This window comes from Mesorhizobium sp. WSM4828 (assembly GCF_055811175.1).
In genome coordinates this window covers 1-1,226 of record NZ_JBVVQK010000088.1, presented here as the reverse complement: position 1 = coordinate 1,226, position 1,226 = coordinate 1, and the positions used below count along the sequence as shown (strand labels likewise).

The following is a 1,226-nucleotide window of genomic DNA, read 5'->3' as shown; positions in this document are numbered from 1 at the left end:
TCTTTTTATCGAGCCGGTGAAACATTTCTCATGGATCGCAGTTCTTGGATCCAGAGGAGTTGAATAAGGGCAACCTGATTGCACGCGAGGAGCACGGACGACACAACTATAAATACGCTCTGTATAGAATACTTCGCAACCGGAAGCTCTCGCTCGTCTTGGTTGCCGCCGAAGCTTGTTTGAAAGAGGGCGGTCGCCGCCGAAAAGATTTTCTAAATGAAAATAGCCCAGATCGCGCCGCTAACCGAATCCGTGCCGCCCCGAACCTACGGTGGAACCGAGCGAATTGTTTCGTATCTGACCGAAGAACTTGTCCGACAGGGCCACGAGGTGACGCTGTTCGCCAGCGCCGATTCTCGTACCTCAGCCGAGCTGGTGCCGTGTTGCGACGTCGCGCTGCGCCTGAACCCCAGGGTCCAGGACGGTGTTCCGCACCACGTCATGATGCTTGAACGGGTGCGGCGGCGAGCCGATGAATTCGACGTTTTACATTTCCACGTCGATGTTCTGCACTTCCCCATAATTCGGGATTTTGCCAGACGAACGGTTACCACGCTTCACGGCAGGCTCGACCTGCCCGATCTGGCGCAGCTTTATGCGATGTTCGACGACGTTCCCCTGGTCTCGATTTCCTTCGACCAGCGCCGGCCCATGCCGCCCGTCAATTGGGTTGGAACCGTGCATCATGGCCTGCCCCGCGATCTTCTGCCATTCCACCCGAACACCGCTGGCTATCTTGCATTTCTCGGTCGCATCTCGCCGGAAAAGGGGCCGGAAGCGGCCATAGAAATAGCAGCGCGGGCCGGGTTTCCCCTGAAGATCGCCGCCAAGATCGACAAGGTGGACCAGTCGTTCTGGAAGGAAAGGGTCGAGCCGCAAGTGCTGCGGCATTCGAACGTGGAGTTCATTGGCGAGATCGATGAGCGGCAAAAGGCGGATTTTCTGGGCAATGCGATAGCGCTTTTGTTTCCGATCGACTGGCCGGAACCCTTCGGGCTCGTAACGATCGAAGCAATGGCCTGCGGTACGCCGGTGGTTGCGTTCCGGCGTGGCGCCGTCCCGGAGATCATCGATGACGGTGTGTCTGGATGGATCGTGGATACGGTGGAGGAAGCTGTGGGCGCGCTCCGGCGCATAGACAGCCTCGATCGCGCACGAGTGCGGCAGACGTTCGAGAAGCGGTTCACGGTCGAGCGCATGTGCAGCGATTATGTGGCACTCTACCG

The 1,226-nt window shown here is 58.3% G+C and carries 1 protein-coding gene; it reads left to right on the top strand.

The annotated features are described in order from the left end of the window. Positions 1 to 216: 216 nt before the first annotated feature. Positions 217 to 1,226, top strand: a 1,010-nt coding sequence (locus AC0L2X_RS32370; protein ID WP_473601203.1) for a glycosyltransferase family 4 protein, incomplete at its 3' end; no start/stop codon positions are given.